Genomic DNA, 22,191 nt, shown 5'->3' on the forward strand with positions numbered 1-22,191 from the left:
GGTCTCAGCCGGTCTCAGCCGCCCAGCAGGACCACGGCCGCCAGCGCCAGCAGCATCGCGGTCAGCACCCCGCCGACCAGCAGCACCGGCGAGGGCGCGGACGAAGCCGCCCTGGCGTGCCGAGCGGCGTGCTCGGGCGCCACCGCCGGGGCCGCGGCACGCCGACGGAACACCAGCGGACGGGCGGGGCGCAGCACCGGCAGGTGCGCCGGCTCCTGCGCCGGCTGGTACGGCTCGGGCGCGGTCGCCAGCAGCCCAGTGAGCCAGGTCCGGATCTCCTCGGCGCCCGGACGCGCCGACGGGTCGGCGGCCAGCAGCCGGTCCACCAGCGGGCGCAGCGGCCCGCAGCCCTCGGTGGACGTCGGCCAGCCGGACCGCACCGCGGCGAAGAGCGAGGTCGGGCTCTGCTCGGGGAACGGGCCGTGCCCCAGCAGCAGCCGGTAGATCAGCACGCCCAGCGCCCAGCAGTCGGCGGCCTGCTCCGCCGTCCCGGCGGGGGTGAGCAGCTCCGGCGCCCAGCGCTCGGCTCCCAGGCCGACCAGCCCGGCCCTGACCTCCGTCCGGCGCCGCCCGTCCGGACCGCCCAGCGCGCGGGCCAGCGCCTCCTGTGCCACACCGAGCGCGCGACCGCCGAGCAGCGCGGCGCCGTCCTCGCAGACCAGCACCTGCTCGATCCCGATGTTCCCGTGCACCAGGCCCGCGGTGTGCACCGCGCGCAGCGCGCCCGCCAGGTCCGAGGCCAGCTCGGCCACCCGGTAGGGCGCCAGGGTGCCGTCCACCAGCAGCTCGGCCAGCTCGACGGCGGGCGGCAGCTCCCCCACGATCCAGACCGCGCCGTCCTCGGCGACCACGTCGAAGGCCTGCCGCAGCCGCGGGTGCTCCGGGCAGGCGGCGATCGCCGCCCGCGCCTGCGCGACGACCTCCGCCGGGTCCAGCCAGCGGCTCGGGGCCGGGCTGTCGGCGTCGTAGAGGTCCGGGGCCAGCACCTCCGGCAGTTCCAGCGCCTCCAGCAGCACCGGGACGCCGGTCCGGTCGTCCACCGCGTGCCACTGCTCACCGTGCTCGGCCTCACCGTGCTCGACTGATGGCTCCGGACGGGCCGTCAGCTGGTAGCGGCCTGCCACCGTGTGTCCAGGGCCGGCTCTCACGGCTGTCGCCTCTCGCTAGGGAGCGGGCTGGAAGGTGTCGAAGGCGGTCTGCCTGGCCAGGCTGTTCGCGCTTGAGTTCCAGTCGCTGTCGTTCGAGGTCCAGTAGAGCGCATAACCGTACTTGCCGGTCACGAAGCCGCGATTGAGCGAGTGCTTGGTGGTGCCCGAGCCGAAGGTCCACTCCCAGTCGGAGGCGTTGCTCCACTGCCGGTAGCTGATCGCCTTGAGCTGGAGCTGCTGGTAGTTGCTGACCTTGTCGCGGACCGACGGCTCCTCCGCCTGCCAGGCGGCGACCGCGCTGGGCCCGGGGGTGGTGGTCCAGTCGATCTGCAGCCGCAGGCCGTTGCCCTGGAAGACGTGGCTGGTGGCGCCGGAGTCCGCCTGGTCGAAGACCAGCCAGGTGGGCAGGTCGACGGTGAAGCCCGAGGGGTCCTGGTAGGCCGCGTAACCCGGGGGGACGGCGGGCGCGGCGGGCGAGGCGGGCGAGGCGGGCGCCGAGGCAGCCGGGGTGGCGGGGGGCGTCGGGGCCGCGCTCTGCGGCGCGGGCGTGGCCGGCGCACTGGCCGACGGCGCCGCCGCCGGCTTGGTGGCGGGCGACGCCGGGGACGGCCCGGCCGAGGTGACGTTGCCCACCGTCGACGAACGGACCGGGACGACGGGCGGGGCGGCCTTGTCGGCGGCCCCGTTCGAGCCCTTCGCGAGCCAGACTCCGGCGGCTATCAGCAGCAGCACGACCAACACCGCCGCCAGCAGCTGCCAGCGCCGCAGCCGACTGCCGGCCGCCAGCGTCCCGCTGCGCGACCACGTGCCGGTGGCAGCGGGGTCGGCGACCGCCGGAGCGGCGCTCGGGACCACCGCCGGCGAACCGTCCGCGGCGGCCAGCGCGCTGCCCACCCGGACGGTGCCGAGGCCCGGCACACCCTTCTTCTTCGGCTTGGCCGCGCTCTCCTTGCCGAGGCCGGCCCTGGTCGGCTCGTCCTTGGGCGAACCACCCTTGGCCGAGCCTGCCTTGCCCTGGCCTGCCTTGCCCTGGCCCGCCTTGGCGACGGCGTCGGTCTTGGCTGACGCCGCCTCAACCACCGGCGCCACCACCACCGTCGTCGACTCCGTCTTGGTCGTCGACTCGGCGACGATCCGCTTGAGCATCGACCGGGTCGCCGAGGCGTCCAGCCGCAGCACCGGATCCTTGTCCAGCAGCCCCTCGATGACCGGCCGCAGCGGACCGGCGTTGGCCGGCGCGGGCAGATCCTCCGTCATCACCGCGGTGAGCGTGGCCAGTGCGGAGCCCCGGTCGTACGGCGGCGTGCCCTCGACCATCGCGTAGAGCGTCCCGCCCAGCGACCACAGGTCGGCCGGCGGCCCGGGCTTCTGCCCGCGGGCGCGCTCCGGCGAGATGTACGACGGCGCGCCGACCAGCATCCCGGTGGAGGTCACCGAGGTGTCGCCCTCCACGCTGGCGATGCCGAAGTCGGTGAGCACCACCCGGCCGTCCTCGCCGATCAGCACATTGGACGGCTTCACATCGCGGTGCAGGATCCCGTGGCTGTGCGCGGCGCCGAGCACGCCGAGCAGTTCGAGCGCGATCTCGGCGGCCCGGATCGGCGCGACCGGCCCGTCCTCCTTGATGACCTCGGCCAGCGAGCGGCCGTCGACGAGCTCCATCACGATCCACGGCCGGTCGTCCTCCTCGACCACGTCGTAGACGGTGACGGCGGCGGCGTGCCGGATCCGGGCGGTGGCCTTGGCCTCGCGCAGCGTACGGACGATCAGACGGTGCTTCTCGTCATCGTCCACGCCGCCGTGCATGCGCAGTTCCTTCACCGCCACGATCCGGCCCAGCATTTCGTCCTCGGCCCGCCAGACGGTCCCCATCCCTCCGCTGCCGAGGATCGAGTCGAGCCGGTAGCGGCCGGCCAGGACGCGTCCTGAAGTGCCCTGCGGCTGGGTCATTCGGGCGTTCCCCCATGTGCTGCTGCCGGTCGGGTGACGGGCCGTCGGTTCGCACGGACACCGGGACGGCCAAGCCTCCATCATCCCCTGTACCCGCGGCGATTGTTCACGCGGCCCCTCGGTTTGTCAGCTCTGGCCGGATTCGACCCTCAAACACGCCGGTGCGGCCGCCCGAAGGACGACCGCACCGGCCTCGCACCCGTTCGCCCGAGTGATGACCCACCACCCGGAGAGTCTCATCAGCGGTGGCTGACCGTCACCTCGACGCGCTGAAACTCCTTCAGCTCGGAGTAACCGGTGGTGGCCATCGCCCGACGCAGCGCGCCGAACAGGTTCATCGTGCCGTCGGGGGTGTGCGACGGGCCGGCCAGGATCTCCGCGGTGCTGCCGACCGTACCGAGGTTGACCCGCTTGCCGCGCGGCAGCTCCTCGTGCACGGCCTCCATGCCCCAGTGGAAGCCCTTGCCGGGGGCGTCGGTGGCGCGGGCCAGCGCGGCACCGATCATCACCGCGTCCGCGCCGCAGGCCACCGCCTTGGCGATGTCGCCGCTGTAGCCGACGCCGCCGTCCGCGATCACGTGCACATAGCGGCCGCCGGACTCGTCCATGTAGTCGCGGCGGGCGGCGGCCACATCGGCCACCGCGGTCGCCATCGGGACCTGGATGCCCAGCACGTTGCGGGTGGTGTGCGCCGCGCCGCCGCCGAAGCCGACCAGCACACCGGCCGCGCCGGTGCGCATCAGGTGCAGCGCCGCGGTGTAGGTGGCGCAGCCGCCGACGATCACCGGGACGTCCAGCTCGTAGATGAACTGCTTCAGGTTGAGCGGCTCGGCCGCGCCCGAGACGTGCTCGGCGGAGACCGTGGTGCCGCGGATCACGAAGACGTCCACGCCCGCGTCCACGACGGCCTTGGAGAACTCGGCGGTGCGCTGCGGGGAGAGCGCGGCGGCGGTGACGACACCGGAGTCGCGCACCTCCTTGATCCGCTGCTTGATCAGGTCGGCCTGGATCGGCGCGGAGTAGATCTCCTGCAGCCGGCGGGTGGCCACGGCCTGGTCGGGGATCTCGGCGATCTCGTCGAGCAGCGGCTGCGGGTCCTCGTAGCGGGTCCACAGCCCTTCGAGGTTGAGCACCCCGAGGCCGCCCAGCTGGCCGATGGCGATGGCCTGCGCGGGCGAGACCACGCTGTCCATCGGGGCTGCCAGGAACGGCAGCTCGAACCGGTAGGCGTCGATCTGCCAGGCGATCGAGACCTCCTTCGGGTCCCGGGTCCGGCGGCTGGGGACGACGGCAATGTCGTCGAAGGAGTACGCCCGGCGGCCGCGCTTACCTCGCCCGATCTCGATCTCAGTCACTTCGAGCCTCTCTGCTGCTTGCTGCTCACGATCGCCCCCAGTATCCCGGACGACCGGACCCGGTGCGCACGAAGGCCCGCCACCCGGACCTCGGGGTCCAGGCGGCGGGCCTTCGCGGGGAGTCTCAGCGGCTGTGGTAGTTCGGTGCCTCGACGGTCATCTGGATGTCGTGCGGGTGGCTCTCCTTGAGCCCGGCGGAGGTGATCCGGACGAACCGGCCCTTGCTCTCCATCTCGGCCACGGTGGCCGCCCCGACGTAACCCATGGTCTGCCGCAGGCCACCGACCAGCTGGTGCAGCACGGCCGACAGCGGGCCGCGGTAGGGCACCTGGCCCTCGATGCCCTCGGGGACGAGCTTGTCGTCCGAGCCCACCTCGGCCTGGAAGTAGCGGTCCTTGGAGTACGAACGGCCCTGGCCGCGCGACTGCATGGCGCCCAGCGAGCCCATGCCGCGGTAGGACTTGAACTGCTTGCCGTTGATGAAGAGCAGCTCGCCGGGCGACTCCTCGCAACCGGCCAGCAGGCTGCCGAGCATCACGGTGTCGGCACCGGCGGCCAGCGCCTTGCCGATGTCACCGGAGTACTGCAGGCCGCCGTCGCCGATCACCGGCACGCCCGCCGCACGGCAGGCCACGGCCGCCTCGTAGATCGCGGTGACCTGCGGGACGCCGATCCCGGCCACCACGCGGGTGGTGCAGATCGAGCCCGGGCCGACACCGACCTTCACGCCGTCCACGCCGGCGTCGATCAGCGCCTGCGCGCCGTCGCGGGTCGCGACGTTGCCGCCGACGACGTCCACCCGGACCGCCGACTTGATCTTGGCCATCCACTCCAGCGCGTTGCTGTTGTGGCCGTGCGAGGTGTCCACCACCAGGAAGTCGACGCCGGCCTCGACCAGCGCCTGCGCGCGATCGAACGCCTCGGCGCTGGCACCGACGGCGGCGCCCACCAGCAGCCGGCCCTCGGAGTCCTTGGCGGCCAGCGGGTACTTCTCCGCCTTGACGAAGTCCTTGACGGTGATCAGGCCCTTGATCCGGCCCTCGTCGTCGACCAGCGGCAGCTTCTCGATCTTGTGCCGGCGCAGCAGGGCGATGGCGTCCTCGCCGGAGATGCCGACCTTGCCGGTGATCAGCGGCATCGGCGTCATGATCTCGCGGACCTTGCGGCTGCGGTCCGACTCGAAGGCCATGTCGCGGTTGGTGACGATGCCCAGCAGCTTGCCGCTCTCGTCGGCGATCGGCACACCGCTGATCCGGAACTTGGCGCAGAGCGCGTCGGCCTCGCCCAGGGTGGTCTCCGGGCCGACCGTGATCGGGTCGGTGACCATGCCGGACTCGGAGCGCTTCACCAGGTCGACCTGGTTGGCCTGGTCCTCGATGGAAAGGTTGCGGTGCAGCACGCCGACGCCGCCCTGGCGGGCCATCGCGATGGCCATCCGGGCCTCGGTGACCTTGTCCATCGCCGCGGAGAGCAGCGGGATGTTCACCTGGACGTTGCGCGACACCCGGGAGGCGGTGGCGACCTGGTTGGGCAGCACCGACGAGGCCCCGGGCAGCAGCAGGACGTCGTCGTAGGTGAGCCCGAGCATGGCGAACTTCTCGGGTACACCTGCGGCGTTGTAAGACATTGGGCACCTTCCCGTGGCGGCTGTCGATCTGTGCACGCCCCGCTGAGGGTGGCGGGCGCGTTGCTCGCTCCGTGCGGGTGATCGGTGACCGTGGTGACGGCCGCACCGCACCCGCGCGCTCACCGGCTCAGGTCCAGGCCACCAGAAGCACCGCGCTTGGAGGAAGCTCCAACAGAACCCCGCGCTCGGGTGCGAATCTTTGGCCACCTGTCCAGGCGCCGATACCCCATGGTACTGGCACCGGGAATGTCAGCTCGCGCCCCCTTGACAACACCCACCCCGCGTGGGCCATTCCGGTACGACCGGTCCCGCTAGGCGGACTCCTCCGCGAGCGCCCGCAGTCGGCTGAGCGCGCGGTGCTGGGCCACCCGGACGGCGCCCGGCGACATCCCGAGCACCTCGCCGGTCTCCTCCGCCGAGAGCCCGGCGGCGATCCGCAGCAGCACCAGCTCGCGCTGACGGGCCGGCAGGTTGGACAGCAGCTCGCGCATCCAGGCGGCGTCGCTGCTCAGCAGCGCCCGCTCCTCGGGGCCGAGCGCCTCGTCGGGCAGCTCCGGCAGGTCGTCCGGCGGGATGATCGTCGAACCGGGCCCGCGCATCGCGGCCCGCTGCAGATCGGCGATCTTGTGCGCCGCGATGCTGTAGACGAAGGCCTCGAACGGCCGGCCCTCGTCCCGGTAGCGGGGCAGCGCGCAGAGCACCGCGACGCAGACCTCCTGGGCGACGTCGTCGACGTGGTGCCGGGCGCCGCCGGGCAGCCGGACCAGCCGGCCCCGGCAGTAGCGCAGCACCAGCGGGTGGACATAGGCCAACAGGGCGTCAGTCGCCGGACCCTCGCCCCGCACGGCGGCCCCCACCAGCTCAGCGATCAGCGGCGAGGTACCGGTGTGGGTGCTCTGACGGCGGCCTCGGCCGCCTGGGGACGACGGTTCACGGGCCGGGTCATCGGGTGCGGCCCCGCCCGGGTCTGCCTCGCCGGGGTCGGCGGCCTCGTCGTCACGCATCGGTCCATGGTGCCTGGTCGCGGCGGAAAACGTCGCACCGCGTCCGGAGTTGTGCACCTGAACGTTATCCGCAGCCGGCACCTGCCCACCTCCGCCGTCCTCGCTGTCGATGACCGGACGGTCCGCCGCAGTGCCTGTCCGCTGCTCCCCGAGGTGTTCCACCCCTCCATGGTGCAGCCTGCGAGCCGCAACGGCCTATATCCCGGCACGCCCCTCCCTCCGTTGCGGAGGAAAAGGGGCGCGCCAGGGCGAGGCCGACCGCAATCAGCGGACCAGGCCCCAGCGGAAACCGAGAGCCACCGCGTGGGCGCGGTCCGAGGCACCGAGCTTCTTGAAGAGCCGGCGGGCGTGGGTCTTCACGGTGTCCTCGGAGAGGAAGAGCTCGCGGCCGATCTCCGCATTGCTCCGGCCGTGGCTCATCCCCTCCAGCACCTGGATCTCACGTGCCGTCAGGGTCGGGGCCGCCCCCATGTCCGGGCTGCGCAGCCGGCGGGGCGCCAGCCGCCAGGTCGGGTCGGCGAGCGCCTGGGTGACGGTGGCCCGCAGCTCGGCGCGCGAGGCGTCCTTGTGCAGGTAGCCGCGCGCCCCGGCGGCGACCGCCAGCGCCACGCCGTCGAGGTCCTCGGCGACGGTGAGCATGATGATGCGGGCGCCCGGGTCGGCCGACAGCAGTCGGCGGACCGTCTCGACCCCGCCGAGTCCGGGCATCCGGACGTCCATCAGGACGAGATCGGAGCGGTCGGCCACCCAGCGGCGGAGGACCTCCTCACCGTTCGTCGCCGTGGTCACCCGGTCGACACCCGGCACGGTGGCGACCGCGCGGCGCAGCGCCTCCCGAGCGAGCGGTGAATCGTCGCAAACGAGAACGGATGTCATGACCGTCCTCCGCAGCTGATCCGCGTCACGTTGAGCCTCCTGGCTGGTACGAATCTCTCCGACACGGCCTCTTCGGCGCCGGACCCCGTTCGGATCGCTGCCATCGCGCGATCGTTCCCGTTCACCCGGCGCCTGCCAACCGCCTCCGCACTTCCAACGACCGTCACTCGAATGAGTTACGGCTTTCAGGGCCATCTCCACCACTGTACGTGGCCAACCCATTACCGATCAGTCGCATCGCGGGGCAACGGCCGCTCTTTTGCGCACGTGGCGCGCGGTGGGCGCAGGACGCGCACGCCGGAGTACGGCATCGGGAGGCCGTCCACACAGCGCAGCCGACGCGCCGCGGGGCCCGCTCGCGACACCGGCGACCGTCAAACCTCGTGCCCCGTTCGCCCGTTTTCATACCTTTTGTACGATCATTGACTGTTGTGTAACTCTGTGGATGACTTGTCCAGTAGGTCGCCGTAAGTCATATTTCCAGGCGTCCACCCCCGACGCCTCGATGCCTCGCCGAAGGGAATGAGCCATGGCAGATTTCTCCCGACTCCCCGGCCCGAACGCGGACCTGTGGGACTGGCAGCTCTCCGCCGCCTGCCGCGGCGTGGACAGTTCACTGTTCTTCCATCCCGAGGGGGAACGCGGCGCCGCCCGCAGCTCACGCGAGCAGAGCGCCAAAGAGGTCTGCATGCGCTGCCCGGTCCGCACCGAGTGCGCGGCCCACGCGCTCGCGGTGCGCGAGCCGTACGGCGTCTGGGGCGGCCTCACCGAGGACGAGCGCGAGGAGCTGCAGGGCCGTTCGCGCAACCGACTGATCGAGGTACCACTGACCGCACGTCAGTGAGCAGAAACGTTTCTTCCGCCCAGCACGCCCACCCGACGACACCCGACCCCTTGGTCCCCCGAATCAGCGACCGGCCGCCACCGCGGCGAGCCGGTCCAGCATGAGCGCGACGGCCGGCACGTCGACCAGATCCGGCAGGGTCAGCGCGACGACCTCCCGCAGCGCGGGTCCACCCGACCCCGCGTGCACCGGGACCGCCGCCACCCCGTCGCAGCGGACCGCCGCCAGCGCGAGCCGCGGGAGCACCGCGACCCCGAGCCCAGCCGCCACCAAGCCGACCACCGCCGGGTAGTCGTCGGTCGCGAAGTCGATCCGGGGCTCGAATCCGGCCCCCGCGCAGAGCTCCACCAGATGCCCGCGGCACTGCGGGCAGCCCGCGATCCACTGCTCCTCGGCCAGCTCGGCCAGCGCCGCCGGCCGCTGCTCACCGCAGTCGGCCAGCCGGTGTCCGGCCGGCAGCAGCCCGACCAACGGGTCGTCAAGCAGCGGCCGCACCACCAGATCGGACCAGTCGTTGGCGGCCGCCGTCTCGGCGGCCGCCAACGTCGCCTCGGCCCGCGCGGCCCGGCTGCCGGAGTGCGCCGGCGCCACCGGTGCGGCGGCCGAACCCGGATAGCGGAAGGCCAGCGCGATCTCGCACTCGCCGCCGCGCAGCATCGCCAGCGACTCCGGCGGCTCGGCTTCCACCAGCGACACGCGAACCCCCGGATGGGCGCCCCGCAGCTGGGCGACGGCGGGCGGCACAAGAGTGGAACTCGCGGTCGGGAAGGACACCAACCGCACCCGTCCGGCCCGCAGGCCGGCGATCGCCGCCACCTCCTCCTCGGCCGCCGAGAGTCCGGCCAGGATCCCGGTGGCGTGCTTCAGCAGCACCTGCCCGGCCTCGCTCAGCTGCATCCCACGGCCCACCCGGACCACCAACGGCAGCTGGACGGCGTTCTCCAGCGCCTTCATCTGCTGGCTGATGGCCGGCTGGGTGCAGCCCAGTTCGCGGGCGGCGGCGGAGAAGGAGCCGGTGCGGGCGACGGCCCGCAGGACCCGGAGATGGCGAGCCTCGATCATGCGTTCACGCTACGCCCCACGACTGCGCGCCCGTACCGCGCGGGCGCCGGGTACGCCGAAGGCCCGGCCGCCCCCGCTCAGCGGGGGCGGCCGGGCCTTCGGCGACTACTCAGTGCGAGTGGCCGTGGCCACCGTGCGAGTGACCCGCGGCGGCAGCGGCGTCCTCGTCGGCCGGCTTCTCCACCACGAGGGTCTCGGTGGTGAGGAGCAGCGAGGCGATCGACGCGGCGTTCTCCAGCGCGGAGCGGGTGACCTTGACCGGGTCGATGACGCCGGCCTTCAGCAGGTCGCCGTACTCGCCGGTGGCGGCGTTGTAGCCGAAGCCCGCCTCCAGCTCGGCGACCTTGTGGGTGATGACGTAGCCCTCGAGGCCGGCGTTCTGGGCGATCCAGCGCAGCGGCTCGGCGAGCGCCTTGCGGACGACCGCGACACCGGTCGCCTCGTCGCCGGACAGGCCGAGGCCGCCGTCGAGCACCTTCTGGGCGTGCACGAGAGAGGCGCCACCACCGGCGACGATGCCCTCCTCGACCGCGGCACGGGTCGCCGAGATGGCGTCCTCCAGGCGGTGCTTGCGCTCCTTGAGCTCCACCTCGGTGGCGGCGCCGACCTTGATCACGCAGACGCCGCCGGCCAGCTTGGCCAGGCGCTCCTGCAGCTTCTCGCGGTCCCAGTCCGAGTCGGTGTTGGCGATCTCGGCCTTGATCTGGGCGACGCGGCCGGCCACAGCCTCGTGGTCGCCGGCACCGTCGACGACGGTGGTCTCGTCCTTGGTGATGGTGACCCGGCGGGCGGTGCCCAGCAGGTCGAGACCGGCCTGGTCGAGCTTGAGGCCGACCTCCTCGGAGATGACGGTGGCACCGGTCAGGGTGGCCAGGTCGCCCAGGATGGCCTTGCGGCGGTCACCGAAGCCGGGGGCCTTGACGGCCACCGCGTTGAAGGTGCCACGGATCTTGTTCACCACGAGGGTGGAGAGCGCCTCGCCGTCCACGTCCTCGGCGATGATCAGCAGCGGCTTGGAGGCACCGCCCTGCAGGATCTTCTCGAGCAGCGGGAGCAGCTCCTGGATCGAGGAGATCTTGCCCTGGTTGATCAGGATGTACGGGTCCTCGAGGACCGCTTCCTGACGCTCGGCGTCGGTCACGAAGTACGGCGAGAGGTAGCCCTTGTCGAACTGCATGCCCTCGGTGAAGTCCAGCTCCACGCCGAAGGTGTTCGACTCCTCGACGGTGATGACACCGTCCTTGCCGACCTTGTCGATCGCCTCGGCGATGAGCTCGCCGACCTGCGGGTCCTGCGCGGAGAGCGACGCGACGGCGGCGATGTCGTCCTTGCCGTCGACCTCACGGGCGATCGAGAGCAGGTGCTCGGTGACGGCCGCGACGGCCTTGTCGATGCCCTTCTTCAGGGCGGCCGGGCCGGCACCCGCGGCGACGTTGCGCAGACCCTCGTTGACCAGGGCCTGGGCCAGCACGGTGGCGGTGGTGGTGCCGTCGCCCGCGACGTCGTTGGTCTTGGTGGCGACCTCCTTGACGAGCTGCGCGCCAAGGTTCTCGTACGGGTCGTCGAGCTCGACCTCACGGGCGATGGTGACACCGTCGTTGGTGATGGTCGGAGCGCCGAACTTCTTGTCGATGACGACGTTGCGGCCCTTGGGACCGATGGTCACCTTGACGGTGTCGGCGAGCTTGTTGACACCGCGCTCCAGCGAGCGGCGGGCGTCCTCGTCGAACTGCAGGATCTTCGGCATGGTTCCGTTTCCTTGGGGTGTCTACGTGAGCCAACAACCACGCCCCGGGCCCCTGTCAGTGATGACACGGATCCGGGGCGAGGCGAGGTGGCGGGCACGGGGCCCGCCGGACTTGCTTACTTCTCGATGATGGCGAGAACGTCGCGAGCCGAGAGGACGAGGTACTCCTCGCCCTGGTACTTCACCTCGGTGCCGCCGTACTTGGAGTACAGGACGACGTCGCCGACGGCGACGTCGAGCGGAAGACGGTTACCGTCCTCGAAGCGGCCCGGGCCGACGGCCAGGACAACGCCCTCCTGGGGCTTCTCCTTGGCGGTGTCCGGGATAACCAGGCCGGAGGCCGTGGTGGTCTCGGCGTCGAGCGGCTGGACCACAATGCGGTCCTCAAGCGGCTTGATGGCAACCTTGCTGCTGGCGGTGGTCACGTCCGAGTTCCCCTTCGGAGATTACGGGGTTGTCTATCAGGTAGGTGGCGACGTCTGCGGCCTGCCGTCGCGGGGGTCAGGCCACTCTTTCGCGTTAGCACTCCCCCTGGGGGGAGTGCCAAGAACGACCATAGGCCGCTGTTAGCACTCAGTCAACCAGAGTGCCAACGGCGCGCCCAGCGATTCGATCCGAGCGGTGTCCCCGGGCGCGCCGCCGCCGGGGACAATGGGCGGGTGGAGATCGAGATTTTTGAGGCCCTGCTCACCGACCGGGGCCAGCAGCTGCTGGCCGAGCTGCGGGAGCACGCGCCCGGCCAGGAGCTGGCGCTGGCCACCCGGCTGCGCCGCGAGCACCCGGCCGAGCTGGTCTCCGCAGCGATCGGGCAGGCGCAGCTGCGCCAGCGGGCCCGCGCCAAGTTCGGCGAGGACGCCGACCGGATGTACTTCACGCCCAACGGCGTCGAGCAGTCCACCCGGCGCAGCGTGGCCGAGTGGCGCGCGCAGCGCTTCGCGGCGCTCGGCGTGCGGCGGCTGGCCGACCTCTGCGGCGGCATCGGCGGCGACGCGATCGCGCTGGCCCGGGCCGGGATCGCGGTGCTCGCCGTCGACCGCGACCCGCTGGCCTGCGCGGCTGCCGCCGCCAACGCCGCCGCGCTCGGGCTCGCCGAGCTGATCGAGGTGCGCTGCGCCGACGTCACCGAGACCGCCGTCGAGGGCTTCGACGCGGTCTTCACCGACCCCGCCCGGCGCACCACCAAGGGCAGGGTCTTCGACCCCGCCGCGTACTCCCCGCCGCTCGCCTGGGCCATCGAGGCCGGCCGGAGCACCCCGTACGGCGCGCTCAAGATCGCGCCGGGCATCCCGCACGACGCGGTCCCCGAGGACGCCGAGGCCGAGTGGGTCTCCGACCACGGGGACGTCAAGGAGGCCGTGCTCTGGTTCGGCACCAAGGCCGCCGAGCCGCACCGCGCCACCCTGCTGCCGGGCGGGCGCACGCTGACCGGCGGCCGGCTCCCCGACCCTCCCGCCGGCCCGATCCGCCGCTACCTCTACGAGCCGGACGGTGCGGTGATCCGCGCCCACCTGGTCGCCGAGGTCGCCGAGCAGGTGGGCGGCACGCTACTGGATCCGATGATCGCCTACCTGACGTCCGATCAGCTGGTCCCGACCCCCTACGCGCACGCGTACGAGGTGACCGACGTGCTGCCGTTCAACATCAAGAAGCTCAAGGCGCTGCTGCGCTCGCGCGGCGTCGGCACCGTGGTGATCAAGAAGCGCGGCATCGGCCTGACCCCGGAGGAGCTGCGCCGCGCCCTCAAACCCGAGGGCGCGAACGAGGCGACGGTCGTGATGACCCGGATCGGCAGCACCCCGATGATGATGCTCGCCCAGCCGGTCAAGGCCGCGGGCTAGCTGGGCGGCTGGATGTAGTCGTCCAGCCTGGCCACCGCGAAGCCCTGCTCCTGGATCCGGCTGAGCAGCTCGCCGAACATCTCGGTCATCGTCTCGCCCTTGAGCTCCGACGGGCCGCGGAAGTGCGCCAGGATGATGTCGCCGGGCTTCAGCTTCTTGTCGGCCGTCTGGTACTGCATGTCGTGGATCTGCATGGTCTCCTGCCAGATCACCACCGCGCGCGGACCGCACTGCTGGACGGCCGTGTTGAGCGTCGGGGTGTGCGCGCCGTCGCCGTACGGCGGGCGGAACAGGAACGGCGCGGTGCCGTACTGCTGGGTGATGACCTGCTGGTCGCCGCAGACCTCGGCCTTCTGCTCGGCGGCCGACTTGGTGCTCATCGCCGGGTGGTGCAGCGTGTGGTTCTGGATCGAGTTGCCGAGCGCCTGCAACGGCTTGAAGTAGCCGTAGTTGTCCTTGATGGTGTCGTTCATCAGGAACATCGTGATCGGGACCTTCAGGTCGTTCATCATCTCGATGAACTTGGGGTCCTTCTCCGCGCCGTCGTCGATCGTCACGAAGACCACCTTGTCGGTGGTCGGGATCGAGCTGATCACCGGGACCGTGCCGGTCTTGGTGAGCTTGACGGGCTTGACCGCCGGGGCCGGCGGGGCGGCCGGCAGCGGCTGGAGCTTCCACTTGGCCCAGGCGGCCGGGTCGACGGCCCCGGACGGTGCCCCGGTCGGCAGCGTGGTGGCCGGCGGCGGCAGCGCGGGCTGGCCGGCCGCCGGCGGGCCGCCCTGCGCGTTGTGCGGGCCCGCGCTGCTGCCGCAGCCGCTGATCGCGGCGGCCACCACCAGCGAACCGGCCAGATACGTCCTCGCCCGGCCCCAGTCGTACGTCCTCACGGCGCGGTGCCCCCCATATGTGCTGTTCGGTCAGGTTTCGACCACGAACGTTACCGCGCCGGAGTGACGTACTCGCTGGTAAACGACCAGCGGTGCACCGGGCGCGCCAGCAGCCCGGCCGGCGGCTCGGGAGCCGCGACCGGGTCGAGCCCGTCCCACCAGCTGATCAGCAGCACCCGGTCCCCCGGCGCGCTGAACAGCTCGACCCGATCGGCCCCGGCCAGTGCCGGCAGCGCGCTCGCGCGGGCCCAGGCCAGAAGTTCGCCGGCCCGGCCCTCGGCCGCGCGCGCCTCCCACATCGCCGCGACCGTCGTCACGCCCCGCCACCCAGCTGCCGGTACGCCTGGCCGTGCACATCGGTGTGCGGCACCGAGACCTCGGTGACCGGCAGCGAGGAGTCGGCCGACAGGTGCAGCGCGGAGGCCGTCCGGTTGCGCCAGACCATCTCCGAGCCGAGCGCGGCCACCATCGCGCCGTTGTCCGTGCAGAGCCCGGGGCGCGGCACCCGCAGCCGGATGCCGGCCTTGTCGCAGCGCTGCTGGGCCATCTCGCGCAGCCGCGAGTTGGCCGCCACGCCGCCGCCGATCATCAGGTGGTCCACGTCGTTGTCCCGGCAGGCCTTGATCGCCTTGCGGGTCAGCACGTCGGTGACCGCCTCCTGGAAGGAGGCCGCGACATCCGCCACCGGGACGTCCTCGCCGGCCCGGCGCTTGCCCTCCACCCAGCGGGCGACGGCGGTCTTCAGGCCGGAGAACGAGAAGTCGTACTCCGGGTCCTTGGGGCCGCTCAGACCGCGCGGGAAGTGGATCGCCTTGGGGTCGCCTTCGCGTGCCATCCGGTCCACCACCGGGCCGCCGGGGAAGCCCAGGCCCAGCACCCGGGCCACCTTGTCGAAGGCCTCGCCGGCCGCGTCGTCGATGGTCGCGCCGAGCGGGCGGACGTCGCTGGTGATGTCGGCGGTCAGCAGCAGCGAGGAGTGGCCGCCGGAGACCAGCAGCGCCATCGTCGGCTCGGGCAGCCGGCCGTGCTCCAGCTGGTCCACGCAGATGTGCGAGGCCAGGTGGTTCACGCCGTACAGCGGCTTGTCCAGCGCCCAGGCGTACGCCTTGGCCGCCGAGACGCCGACCAGCAGCGCGCCGGCCAGTCCGGGGCCCGCCGTCACGGCGATGCCGTCCAGGTCGGAGGCCTTGATGCCGGCGGTGTCCAGGGCGCGCTGGATGGTGGGGACCATCGCCTCCAGGTGCGCGCGGCTGGCGATCTCGGGCACCACGCCGCCGAAGCGGGCGTGGTCGTTCACGCTGGAGGCCACCGCGTCGGCCAGCAGGGTGGTGCCGCGCACGATGCCGACGCCGGTCTCGTCGCAGGAGGTCTCGATGCCCAGGACAAGCGGTTCGTCAGCCATGGCGGGGTTCCTTCACATCGTCGTTCGGGTGGTCGAGACGCATCACCAGGGCGTCCACGTTGGCCGGCTGGTAGTAGCCGCGCCGGATGCCGACCGGGGCGAAGCCGAAGCGCTCGTAGAGGCGCTGGGCACCGAAGTTGTCGATCCGCACCTCCAGCAGCAGTTCGGCGCAGCCGCGCCGGACGGACTCCTCGACCAGGTCGGTGAGCAGCGCCGCGCCGAGGCCCTGCCCCTGGTGGCGCTCGTCGACGGCGATGGTCTGCACGTCGCCCTCGGCGCCGACGGCCATCAGGCCGGCGTAGCCGACGATCGCGCCGTCGGGGGTGGCGGCCACGGTGTAGTGGCGGGTGCCGCCCGGGTGGGCCTCGGCCAGTTCGGACCAGAACATCGCCGCGGACCAGGCGTCCTCGGGGAAGAGCCGGCGCTCGAGCTCCAGCACCGGTTCGATGTCCCACCAGCGCATCGGCCGCAGCTCGGTCCGCACGCTCGCAGCCGTCACGCCGGGAGCACCGCCTTGTAGCCGGCCGGCACCTGGGCGTCCGGGCGGCGCAGGTAGAGCGGCACCGGCGCCAGCAGCTCGCGGCCGGCCGCCAGCTCGGTGGCGGCGAAGTCGGCCAGTGCGCCGGCCGAGACGTGCTCGGGGGCGCGGACGTCCCCGAACACCTCGCGGTAGAGCAGCGCGCCGGCGCCCACCACCACCGGACAGGCCGTCAGCTCGGCGGGCCGGTCGACGCCCGGGCCCTCGGTGCGGGCGCCGTCGGCGTCATAGGAGGCCCAGTAGACCTCCTTGCGCCGCGCGTCGGTGGCCACCGTGAAGGCGCCGGTCAGTCCCTCGGCACGGGCCTGGTGGGCGATCGCGTCCAGCGTGCAGACGCCGTACACCGGCAGGTCGAGCGCGTGGCCGAGCGCGGCGGCGGTGACCAGGCCGACCCGCAGGCCGGTGTACGGGCCCGGGCCGACCCCGACCGCCACGGCGGTGAGGTCGCGTTTGTCGACGCCGGCCGCGGCCAGCACCTCGCCGATGGCGGGCAGCAGCAGCTCACCATGGCGTCTGGCGTCGACCTGGTGGGTCTGCGCCAGGACGGCCGTGCCGTCGTGGACGGCGGCGGTGACGGCGGGGGTAGCGGTGTCGAACGCGAGCAGCAGCACGGCTCCAGGTTAGAGGGTCGGCGGCTCGACCTTTTGTCCTGGTACGGAACACACGTTCACAGCGTCGCCGAGCACGCCCGCGAACCTGGCACGATGGGGCCGACGGCACCACTCCGATACGGCAACCGATGGTGGGAGCGCTCGTGGCAAAGCTGGGTCCTGGAGTCGTGGTCACCGGTCTGACGCTGGGCGCCCTGGCGGTGGTGAGCCTGCTGGCCATCCAGGCGAACGGCGCCGAGACGCGGACCGCCGCGACGGCGCCGCGATCGCCCGCCGCCGCCTCCCCGACCGCCGCCGGCTCGCCGAGCGCCGCGCCCACGGCCGCCCTCGCCACGCTGCCCGCGTCCTCCGGCACCGGCCGCCGGGTGGTCTACTCGGTCAGCGCCAAGCAGGTGTGGCTGGTCGACCCCAAGAAGACCCCGCAGGTGCAGGCGGCCTTCCTGGTGGAGCCCGGCTCCGTCAGCCCGGCACCCGGCAGCTTCAGCGTCTACAGCCGCGCCGCCGAGGCCACCGGCACGGACGGCCGGCAGATCGAGCACGTGGTCCGGTTCGCCGAGCAGAACGGCACGGTCTTCGGCTTCAGTGCCGCGATCGACGGGGCGACCCCGGCAGCCGATCCCAAGGCGAAGACCGGCGGCGTCCGGGAGAGCCGGGAGGACGGTCAGACGCTCTGGGACTTCGCGCCGACCGGCACCCGGGTCACCGTGATCGCCTGAGCCGGCCGGCTCGGCGGCGTGCAGACGGCGGCGGCCGCGGCGCCCGCGGCCAGCAGCTCACGCATCCCGACCTCGTGTTCGCGGGCAGGTGTCCTGGCGGCGGTCTCCTGCGTGGGGGTGCTGCTCGACATGGCGCCTCCCTAGTTAGGCATACCTAACTGACGTGCCCATCCCATCACGCCCGGCACCGTACCCGCAACATTTTACCGACAGCGCGTCGGAAAACCCGTCACCCGGCGTCCAGGGCGGCGAGATCGACGCCGTCCCAGCGGGCACCGAGGCCGTTCAGGGTGACCCGGCGCTCGTCGCTCTCCTCAAGGCCGCCGAGCGTGCGCTCGATCCGCAGTTCGAGGCGGCTCTCGGAGAGGTCCTCGACCTTGCCCTCACCCCACTCGACCACGATCACCGACTCCGGCAGCGACACGTCCAGGTCGAGGTCCTCCATCTCGTCCAGACCGCCGAGCCGGTAGGCGTCCACATGCACCAGCGCGGGCCCGCCGACCAGCGAGGGATGCACCCGGGCGATCACGAAGGTCGGCGAGGTGACCGCGCCGCGCACCCCGAGCCCCGCGCCCAGGCCGCGGGTCAGCGTGGTCTTGCCCGCCCCCAGCTCACCGGAGAGCAGCACCAGGTCACCGGGCCTGAGCAGGCCGGCCAGCCGCTTGCCGAGCTCGCCCATCCGCTCGGCGGTGGGGACGGTGAGAGTGGTGTGCGAGCCCATGACAGCGCCGGTGCCCTTCCTCGACAGTTCGGTGGACCACCACGGTGCCACACCCGGCGGGCGCTCAGTCCCGCGCTGCCAGCCGCTGGACGGACGCCGGTAGCGGCGCAGCGCCGGCGTGGGCGGCGGCGCGGCGGAGCAGGGCGGCCAGCCGGTGGTCGACCTCGTCGGGGCACTCCAGCATCACCAGGTGGCCGGCGTCCTGGAGGATGACCAGCTCGGCGCCCGGCAGGGCCTCGGCGATCGCCTCGCTGTGCGCCGCGGGCGTCAGCAGGTCCTTGGTGCCGGCCAGTACCAAGGCCGGCAGCCCGGCCAGGGCGTTCAGCGCGGTGGCCTTCTCGTGCGCCCCGAACGCCGGGTAGAACTCGGCCACCACGTCGATCGGGGTGCTGTCCAGCAGCTGCTCGGCGAACCTGGCCACCGCCGGGTCGACGTCCTTGGCGCCGAAGGAGAACCTCCGGTAGAGCACCGCGGCGACGTCCGCACCGATCCGCCGGGTCGCCTCCACCAGGCCGACCTGGCTGCCCAGCGCCTTGAGCACGCCCGGCGCCAGCCGCCGCCAGACCCGGGCGCCCATCGCGGGCAGGCCCAACGTCACGGTGTCCCAGTCGCCGGCCGTGGTGCCGATCAGCGCCACCCCCGCGACGCGCTCGCGGAAGAGCTCCGGCCGCTGGTCGGCCAGGGCCATCACCGTCATGCCGCCCATCGAGTGGCCCACCAGGACGATCGGCCCGGTGGGCACCACGGCGTCCAGTACGGCCCCGAGGTCCGCGCCCAACTGGTCGATGCTCGCGGGCTCCCCCGCGAGGTAGGAGCGCGAGCGCTCGGAGCGGCCGTGACTGCGCTGGTCCCAGAAGACCAGCCGCAGGCCGGCCCGCAGCGCGGCCCGCTGGAAGTGCCAGCTGTCCTGGTTGAGGCAGTAGCCGTGGCAGAACACCACGGTCAGCGCGTCGGCGGCCGGCTCGGGGCCGTCCAGCTCGACGTAGAGCTCGGTGCCGTCGGCGGCGGCGACGGTGCGCGGGCGCCCGCGCAGGGTGCCGAACGGGGCGGTCGCGTCGAGCTCCTCACGGGCCCGGCGGCGGGTGGCGCGGCCCACCGTCAGGCGCTCGATGGCGACGCCCGCGGCCGCGCCGGCGGCGACCACGCCGACCGAGATGCCGATCAGCCCGGCCCGGCTCACCCCGGCGGGGCCGGCCGAACCGGCGGGCTCGGCCATCAGAGAGTTCCGCCCAGATAGCGGCGCGGCACCCGGGAGCCGATCCGGGTGACGATCTCGTACGCGATGGTGCCGGCGGCGCGGGCCCAGTCCTCGGCGGTCGGCTCGCCGCGCTCGCCGTTGCCGAAGACCAGCACCTCCGCACCGACCTCCGGCGTCTCACCGCTCAGGTCCACCACGAACTGGTCCATCGCGATCCGCCCGGCGGCCGTGCGCCACTTGCCGTCGATCTGCACCGGCCCGGCGCCGCTGGCCTGCCGGGGCAGGCCGTCCGCGTAGCCGAGCGGCACCAGGCCCAGCGTGGTCTCGCCGGGGGTGGTGTAGAGGTGGCCGTAGCTGACGCCGTGTCCGCCGGGGACGGTCTTGACCAGCGCGAGGCGCGCGTTCAGTGCCATCACCGGGCGCAGCCCGAAGTCGGCCGGGCCGCCGATGTCCGGGACCGGCGACAGCCCGTACATCGCCAGGCCCGTGCGGACCAGGTCGTAGTGGGTGTCCGGGAGCAGCAGGGTGGCGGGCGAGTTGGCCAGGTGCCGTACCTCCGGCCGGACCCCGGCCCGCTCGGCGTGCTCCAGGGCGGCCGTGAAGGCCTCCTGCTGGGCGCGGACCGAGGGGTGGCCGGGCTCGTCGGCGGCGGCGAGGTGCGACCAGAGGCCGACCACCTGGACCAGGCCCTCCGCCTGGGCGCACAGCGCGGCGTCCACCAGGTCGGGCCAGTCGTGCGGCTGGCAGCCGTTGCGGCCGAGGCCGGTGTCCGCCTTGAGGTGGATCCGGGCCGGGACGCCGGTCAGCCGGACGGCGGCGAGCAGCTCCTCCAGCGCCCAGCGGCCGCTGATCGAGATGTCCAGCGCGGCCCGCAGTGCCTCGGCCCAGGGCCCGCCGGGGGTCCAGAGCCAGCACAGGATGCGGGCCCGCTCCGGGCCGATGCCGGCCGCCCGCAGCGCGAGCGCCTCGTCGGGGGTGGCGGTGCCGAGCCAGCGGACGCCCGCCGCCAGCGCCTCCAGGGCGCACGGCAGCGCGCCGTGGCCGTAGCCGTTGGCCTTCACCACGGCCATCAACTCGGCGCTCGGCGCCCGCTCGGCCAGCGACGCGAGGTTGCCGCGCAGCGCCGCCAGGTCGATGGCGGCTTCGGCGCGCACTCCGTCAGCGAGCATGGCGGTCCCGGTCGTCGTCGCAGTTGTCATCCTGCTCAGTCTCCCAGACCTGCGGCGATGCCCCGCCAGGCGGTCGGCAGGGCGGCGGCGACCTCGGATGCGGTGATCGGGGCGCCGCCGTCCGGGCCCGCGGCGAACCGGCCGGCCAGGCCGTGCAGATAGGCGGCGGCCGGTGCGGCGTCCCACGGGTCGAGCCCGGCCGCCAGCAGCGCGCCGGCCAGGCCCGCGAGCACGTCGCCGCTGCCGGCCGTGGCGAGCCAGGAGGTGCCGGTGGGATTGACCCGGACGGCGCCGTCCGGGCGGGCGACCACGGTGGTCGAGCCCTTGAGCAGGACGGTCGCGCCGTAGCGGGTCGCCAGGTCGCGGGCGTGGCGCAGCCGGGCGGCGCCGATCTGCTCCGGCGTCGCGGCGCCGCCGAGCAGCCGGGAGGCCTCGCCGGTGTGCGGGGTGAGCAGGGTCGGCGCGCTGCGGCCGGCCAGCTCGGCGGGGCCGCGGCGGGCGAGCTCGGTCAGCCCGTCGGCGTCGACCAGCACCGGGACGTCGGAGGCCAGCGCGTCGGAGAGTGCCTCGGGGGCGTCGTCGCCGGAGCCCGGGCCGACCACCCAGGCCTGCACCCGGCCGGGGCCGAGCAGCACCTCGGGGTGGCGCCGGACCACCTCCTCGGCCGGCCGGCCCTGGTAGCGGATGGCGCCCGCGCCGCCGTGCAGCGCGCCCGCGGTGGCCAGGACGGCCGCGCCCGGGTAGCGCTCGGATCCTGCCAGCAGGCCCAGCACGCCGCGGCGGTACTTGTCGCTCTCGGCGCCGGGGCAGGGCAGCAGGGCGGCCAGATCGGCGTGCTGGAGGCACTCCACGGCGGCCTGCGGGGGCTCCAGGCCGATCGGCACCAGCTGGAGCGCGCCGACGTGGCCGGCCCCGGGGTCCACCAGCAGGCCGGGCTTGTACGTCCCGAAGGTCACCGTGACGTCGGCGCGCAGCGCCACGCCCGCGACCTCGCCGGTGTCCGCGTCGACCCCGCTGGGCACGTCCACCGCCACCAGCACCCCGCTGCGCGGCGCCGTCGCGTACGGCTGTGCGGCCGGGCGCAGACCGCCGCGTCCGCCGATGCCGACGATGCCGTCGAGGATGAGGTCTGCGCGCCCGAAGTCGGCCAGGCCGACTTCCTGATCCGTGGTCACCCAGGCGCCGGCAGCGCGCAGGGCCGCCAGGGCCGCGACGTGCACCCGTTCGGGGCTGACCAGCACGGCGCTGACGGCCGCGCCGCGGCGGGCCAGCCGGGCGCCCGCGAAGAGCGCGTCGCCGCCGTTGTCACCGCTGCCGGCCAGCACCAGGACGCGGCTGCCGTAGACCCGCCCCCGACGCTCCGTCAGCAGTCGCGCGCAGGTGGCGGTCAGGCCGGCCACTGCGCGGTCCATCAGCGGCTGGCCGGCCAGCGCGGCCTCGGCGGCGCGGACCTGTTCGACCGTGTGAGCGTGGCGCATGCCTCGACGCTACCGGAGAG

General features: G+C 73.3%; 22 protein-coding genes. 3 read left to right on the forward strand and 19 right to left on the reverse strand.

Annotated features, from left to right (window positions below; genetic code table 11):
- Nucleotides 1-14: 14 nt before the first annotated feature.
- From P3T34_RS15850 to P3T34_RS15875, 6 genes are all read right to left on the reverse strand, one after another.
- Nucleotides 15-1,148, reverse strand: coding sequence for a protein kinase (locus P3T34_RS15850; RefSeq protein WP_280666685.1), 1,134 nt, complete (start codon nt 1,146-1,148; stop codon nt 15-17).
- A 15-nt stretch (nt 1,149-1,163) separates the two neighbouring features.
- Nucleotides 1,164-3,098, reverse strand: a complete 1,935-nt coding sequence (locus P3T34_RS15855) for a serine/threonine-protein kinase (RefSeq protein WP_280666686.1) — start codon at nt 3,096-3,098, stop codon at nt 1,164-1,166.
- 239 nt (nt 3,099-3,337) lie between these two features.
- On the reverse strand, nt 3,338-4,453 hold the full coding sequence (locus P3T34_RS15860; RefSeq protein WP_280666687.1) for a GuaB3 family IMP dehydrogenase-related protein: 1,116 nt from the start codon (nt 4,451-4,453) through the stop codon (nt 3,338-3,340).
- Nucleotides 4,454-4,577: 124 nt separating this feature from the next.
- Nucleotides 4,578-6,080 carry an IMP dehydrogenase gene (gene guaB / locus P3T34_RS15865; protein WP_280666688.1) on the reverse strand — a complete coding sequence of 501 codons (1,503 nt, stop codon included), beginning with the start codon at nt 6,078-6,080 and terminating at the stop codon, nt 4,578-4,580.
- 311 nt (nt 6,081-6,391) lie between these two features.
- Nucleotides 6,392-7,084: an RNA polymerase sigma factor ShbA gene (gene shbA / locus P3T34_RS15870; RefSeq protein WP_280666689.1), complete on the reverse strand. Its 693-nt coding sequence runs from the start codon at nt 7,082-7,084 to the stop codon at nt 6,392-6,394.
- Between the two features lie 264 nt (nt 7,085-7,348).
- Entirely contained in the window at nt 7,349-7,960 is a 612-nt protein-coding gene (locus P3T34_RS15875; RefSeq protein WP_014136228.1) for a response regulator transcription factor, read from the reverse strand.
- 529 nt (nt 7,961-8,489) lie between these two features.
- Here P3T34_RS15875 and P3T34_RS15880 point away from each other — a divergent pair.
- A complete protein-coding gene (locus P3T34_RS15880; protein ID WP_280666690.1) occupies nt 8,490-8,804 on the forward strand; it encodes a WhiB family transcriptional regulator in 315 nt (104 codons plus the stop codon).
- Between the two features lie 63 nt (nt 8,805-8,867).
- Here P3T34_RS15880 and P3T34_RS15885 read toward each other — a convergent pair whose 3' ends face one another.
- From P3T34_RS15885 to groES, 3 genes are all read right to left on the reverse strand, one after another.
- On the reverse strand, nt 8,868-9,866 hold the full coding sequence (locus tag P3T34_RS15885; RefSeq protein ID WP_280666691.1) for a LysR family transcriptional regulator: 999 nt from the start codon (nt 9,864-9,866) through the stop codon (nt 8,868-8,870).
- 109 nt (nt 9,867-9,975) lie between these two features.
- On the reverse strand, nt 9,976-11,613 hold the full coding sequence (groL, locus tag P3T34_RS15890) for a chaperonin GroEL (protein ID WP_280666692.1): 1,638 nt from the start codon (nt 11,611-11,613) through the stop codon (nt 9,976-9,978).
- Nucleotides 11,614-11,729: 116 nt separating this feature from the next.
- A complete protein-coding gene (groES, locus tag P3T34_RS15895; RefSeq protein ID WP_280666693.1) occupies nt 11,730-12,038 on the reverse strand; it encodes a co-chaperone GroES in 309 nt (102 codons plus the stop codon).
- A 234-nt stretch (nt 12,039-12,272) separates the two neighbouring features.
- Here groES and P3T34_RS15900 point away from each other — a divergent pair, with 234 nt between their 5' ends.
- Complete coding sequence (locus tag P3T34_RS15900) at nt 12,273-13,451, forward strand: class I SAM-dependent methyltransferase (protein ID WP_280666694.1); 1,179 nt, start codon at nt 12,273-12,275, stop codon at nt 13,449-13,451.
- On the opposite strand, the gene P3T34_RS15905 is transcribed toward P3T34_RS15900, so the two are convergent.
- From P3T34_RS15905 to tsaB, 5 genes are read right to left on the reverse strand one after another with little or no spacing between them, the layout of a single operon-like run.
- Nucleotides 13,448-14,338, reverse strand: coding sequence for a polysaccharide deacetylase family protein (locus P3T34_RS15905; RefSeq protein WP_280666695.1), 891 nt, complete (start codon nt 14,336-14,338; stop codon nt 13,448-13,450). The two genes, P3T34_RS15900 and P3T34_RS15905, sit on opposite strands and share 4 nt — an antisense overlap.
- A gap of 50 nt (nt 14,339-14,388) precedes the next feature.
- Nucleotides 14,389-14,637 carry a hypothetical protein gene (locus P3T34_RS15910; protein WP_280672137.1) on the reverse strand — a complete coding sequence of 83 codons (249 nt, stop codon included), beginning with the start codon at nt 14,635-14,637 and terminating at the stop codon, nt 14,389-14,391.
- Nucleotides 14,638-14,651: 14 nt separating this feature from the next.
- Nucleotides 14,652-15,740, reverse strand: a complete 1,089-nt coding sequence (gene tsaD / locus P3T34_RS15915; protein ID WP_280666696.1) for a tRNA (adenosine(37)-N6)-threonylcarbamoyltransferase complex transferase subunit TsaD — start codon at nt 15,738-15,740, stop codon at nt 14,652-14,654.
- Nucleotides 15,733-16,239 (reverse strand): ribosomal protein S18-alanine N-acetyltransferase, encoded by a 507-nt coding sequence (rimI, locus tag P3T34_RS15920; RefSeq protein WP_348534663.1) that lies wholly within the window; start codon nt 16,237-16,239, stop codon nt 15,733-15,735. Before rimI ends, tsaD begins: the two co-directional genes overlap by 8 nt.
- A complete protein-coding gene (gene tsaB / locus P3T34_RS15925) occupies nt 16,236-16,889 on the reverse strand; it encodes a tRNA (adenosine(37)-N6)-threonylcarbamoyltransferase complex dimerization subunit type 1 TsaB (RefSeq protein WP_280666697.1) in 654 nt (217 codons plus the stop codon). The genes rimI and tsaB overlap by 4 nt, the downstream gene beginning before the upstream one ends.
- A gap of 143 nt (nt 16,890-17,032) precedes the next feature.
- Here tsaB and P3T34_RS15930 point away from each other — a divergent pair, with 143 nt between their 5' ends.
- Entirely contained in the window at nt 17,033-17,605 is a 573-nt protein-coding gene (locus P3T34_RS15930; protein WP_280666698.1) for a hypothetical protein, read from the forward strand.
- Here P3T34_RS15930 and P3T34_RS15935 read toward each other — a convergent pair.
- The 5 genes from P3T34_RS15935 to P3T34_RS15955 form a co-directional block, all read right to left on the reverse strand.
- On the reverse strand, nt 17,551-17,736 hold the full coding sequence (locus P3T34_RS15935) for a hypothetical protein (protein ID WP_280666699.1): 186 nt from the start codon (nt 17,734-17,736) through the stop codon (nt 17,551-17,553). The genes P3T34_RS15930 and P3T34_RS15935 overlap by 55 nt on opposite strands.
- A gap of 98 nt (nt 17,737-17,834) precedes the next feature.
- The gene (gene tsaE / locus P3T34_RS15940; RefSeq protein WP_280666700.1) at nt 17,835-18,326 is read right to left on the reverse strand and encodes a tRNA (adenosine(37)-N6)-threonylcarbamoyltransferase complex ATPase subunit type 1 TsaE; all 492 of its coding nucleotides are present in this window, start codon (nt 18,324-18,326) and stop codon (nt 17,835-17,837) included.
- Nucleotides 18,327-18,390: 64 nt separating this feature from the next.
- Nucleotides 18,391-19,542 carry an alpha/beta hydrolase gene (locus P3T34_RS15945; RefSeq protein ID WP_280666701.1) on the reverse strand — a complete coding sequence of 384 codons (1,152 nt, stop codon included), beginning with the start codon at nt 19,540-19,542 and terminating at the stop codon, nt 18,391-18,393.
- Nucleotides 19,542-20,723: an alanine racemase gene (alr, locus tag P3T34_RS15950; protein ID WP_280666702.1), complete on the reverse strand. Its 1,182-nt coding sequence runs from the start codon at nt 20,721-20,723 to the stop codon at nt 19,542-19,544. Before alr ends, P3T34_RS15945 begins: the two co-directional genes overlap by 1 nt.
- A gap of 5 nt (nt 20,724-20,728) precedes the next feature.
- Complete coding sequence (locus P3T34_RS15955) at nt 20,729-22,171, reverse strand: NAD(P)H-hydrate dehydratase (RefSeq protein ID WP_280666703.1); 1,443 nt, start codon at nt 22,169-22,171, stop codon at nt 20,729-20,731.
- Nucleotides 22,172-22,191 lie beyond the last annotated feature (20 nt).

Origin of the sequence: Kitasatospora sp. MAP12-44, assembly GCF_029892095.1 — a bacterium.
GTDB lineage: Bacteria > Actinomycetota > Actinomycetes > Streptomycetales > Streptomycetaceae > Kitasatospora.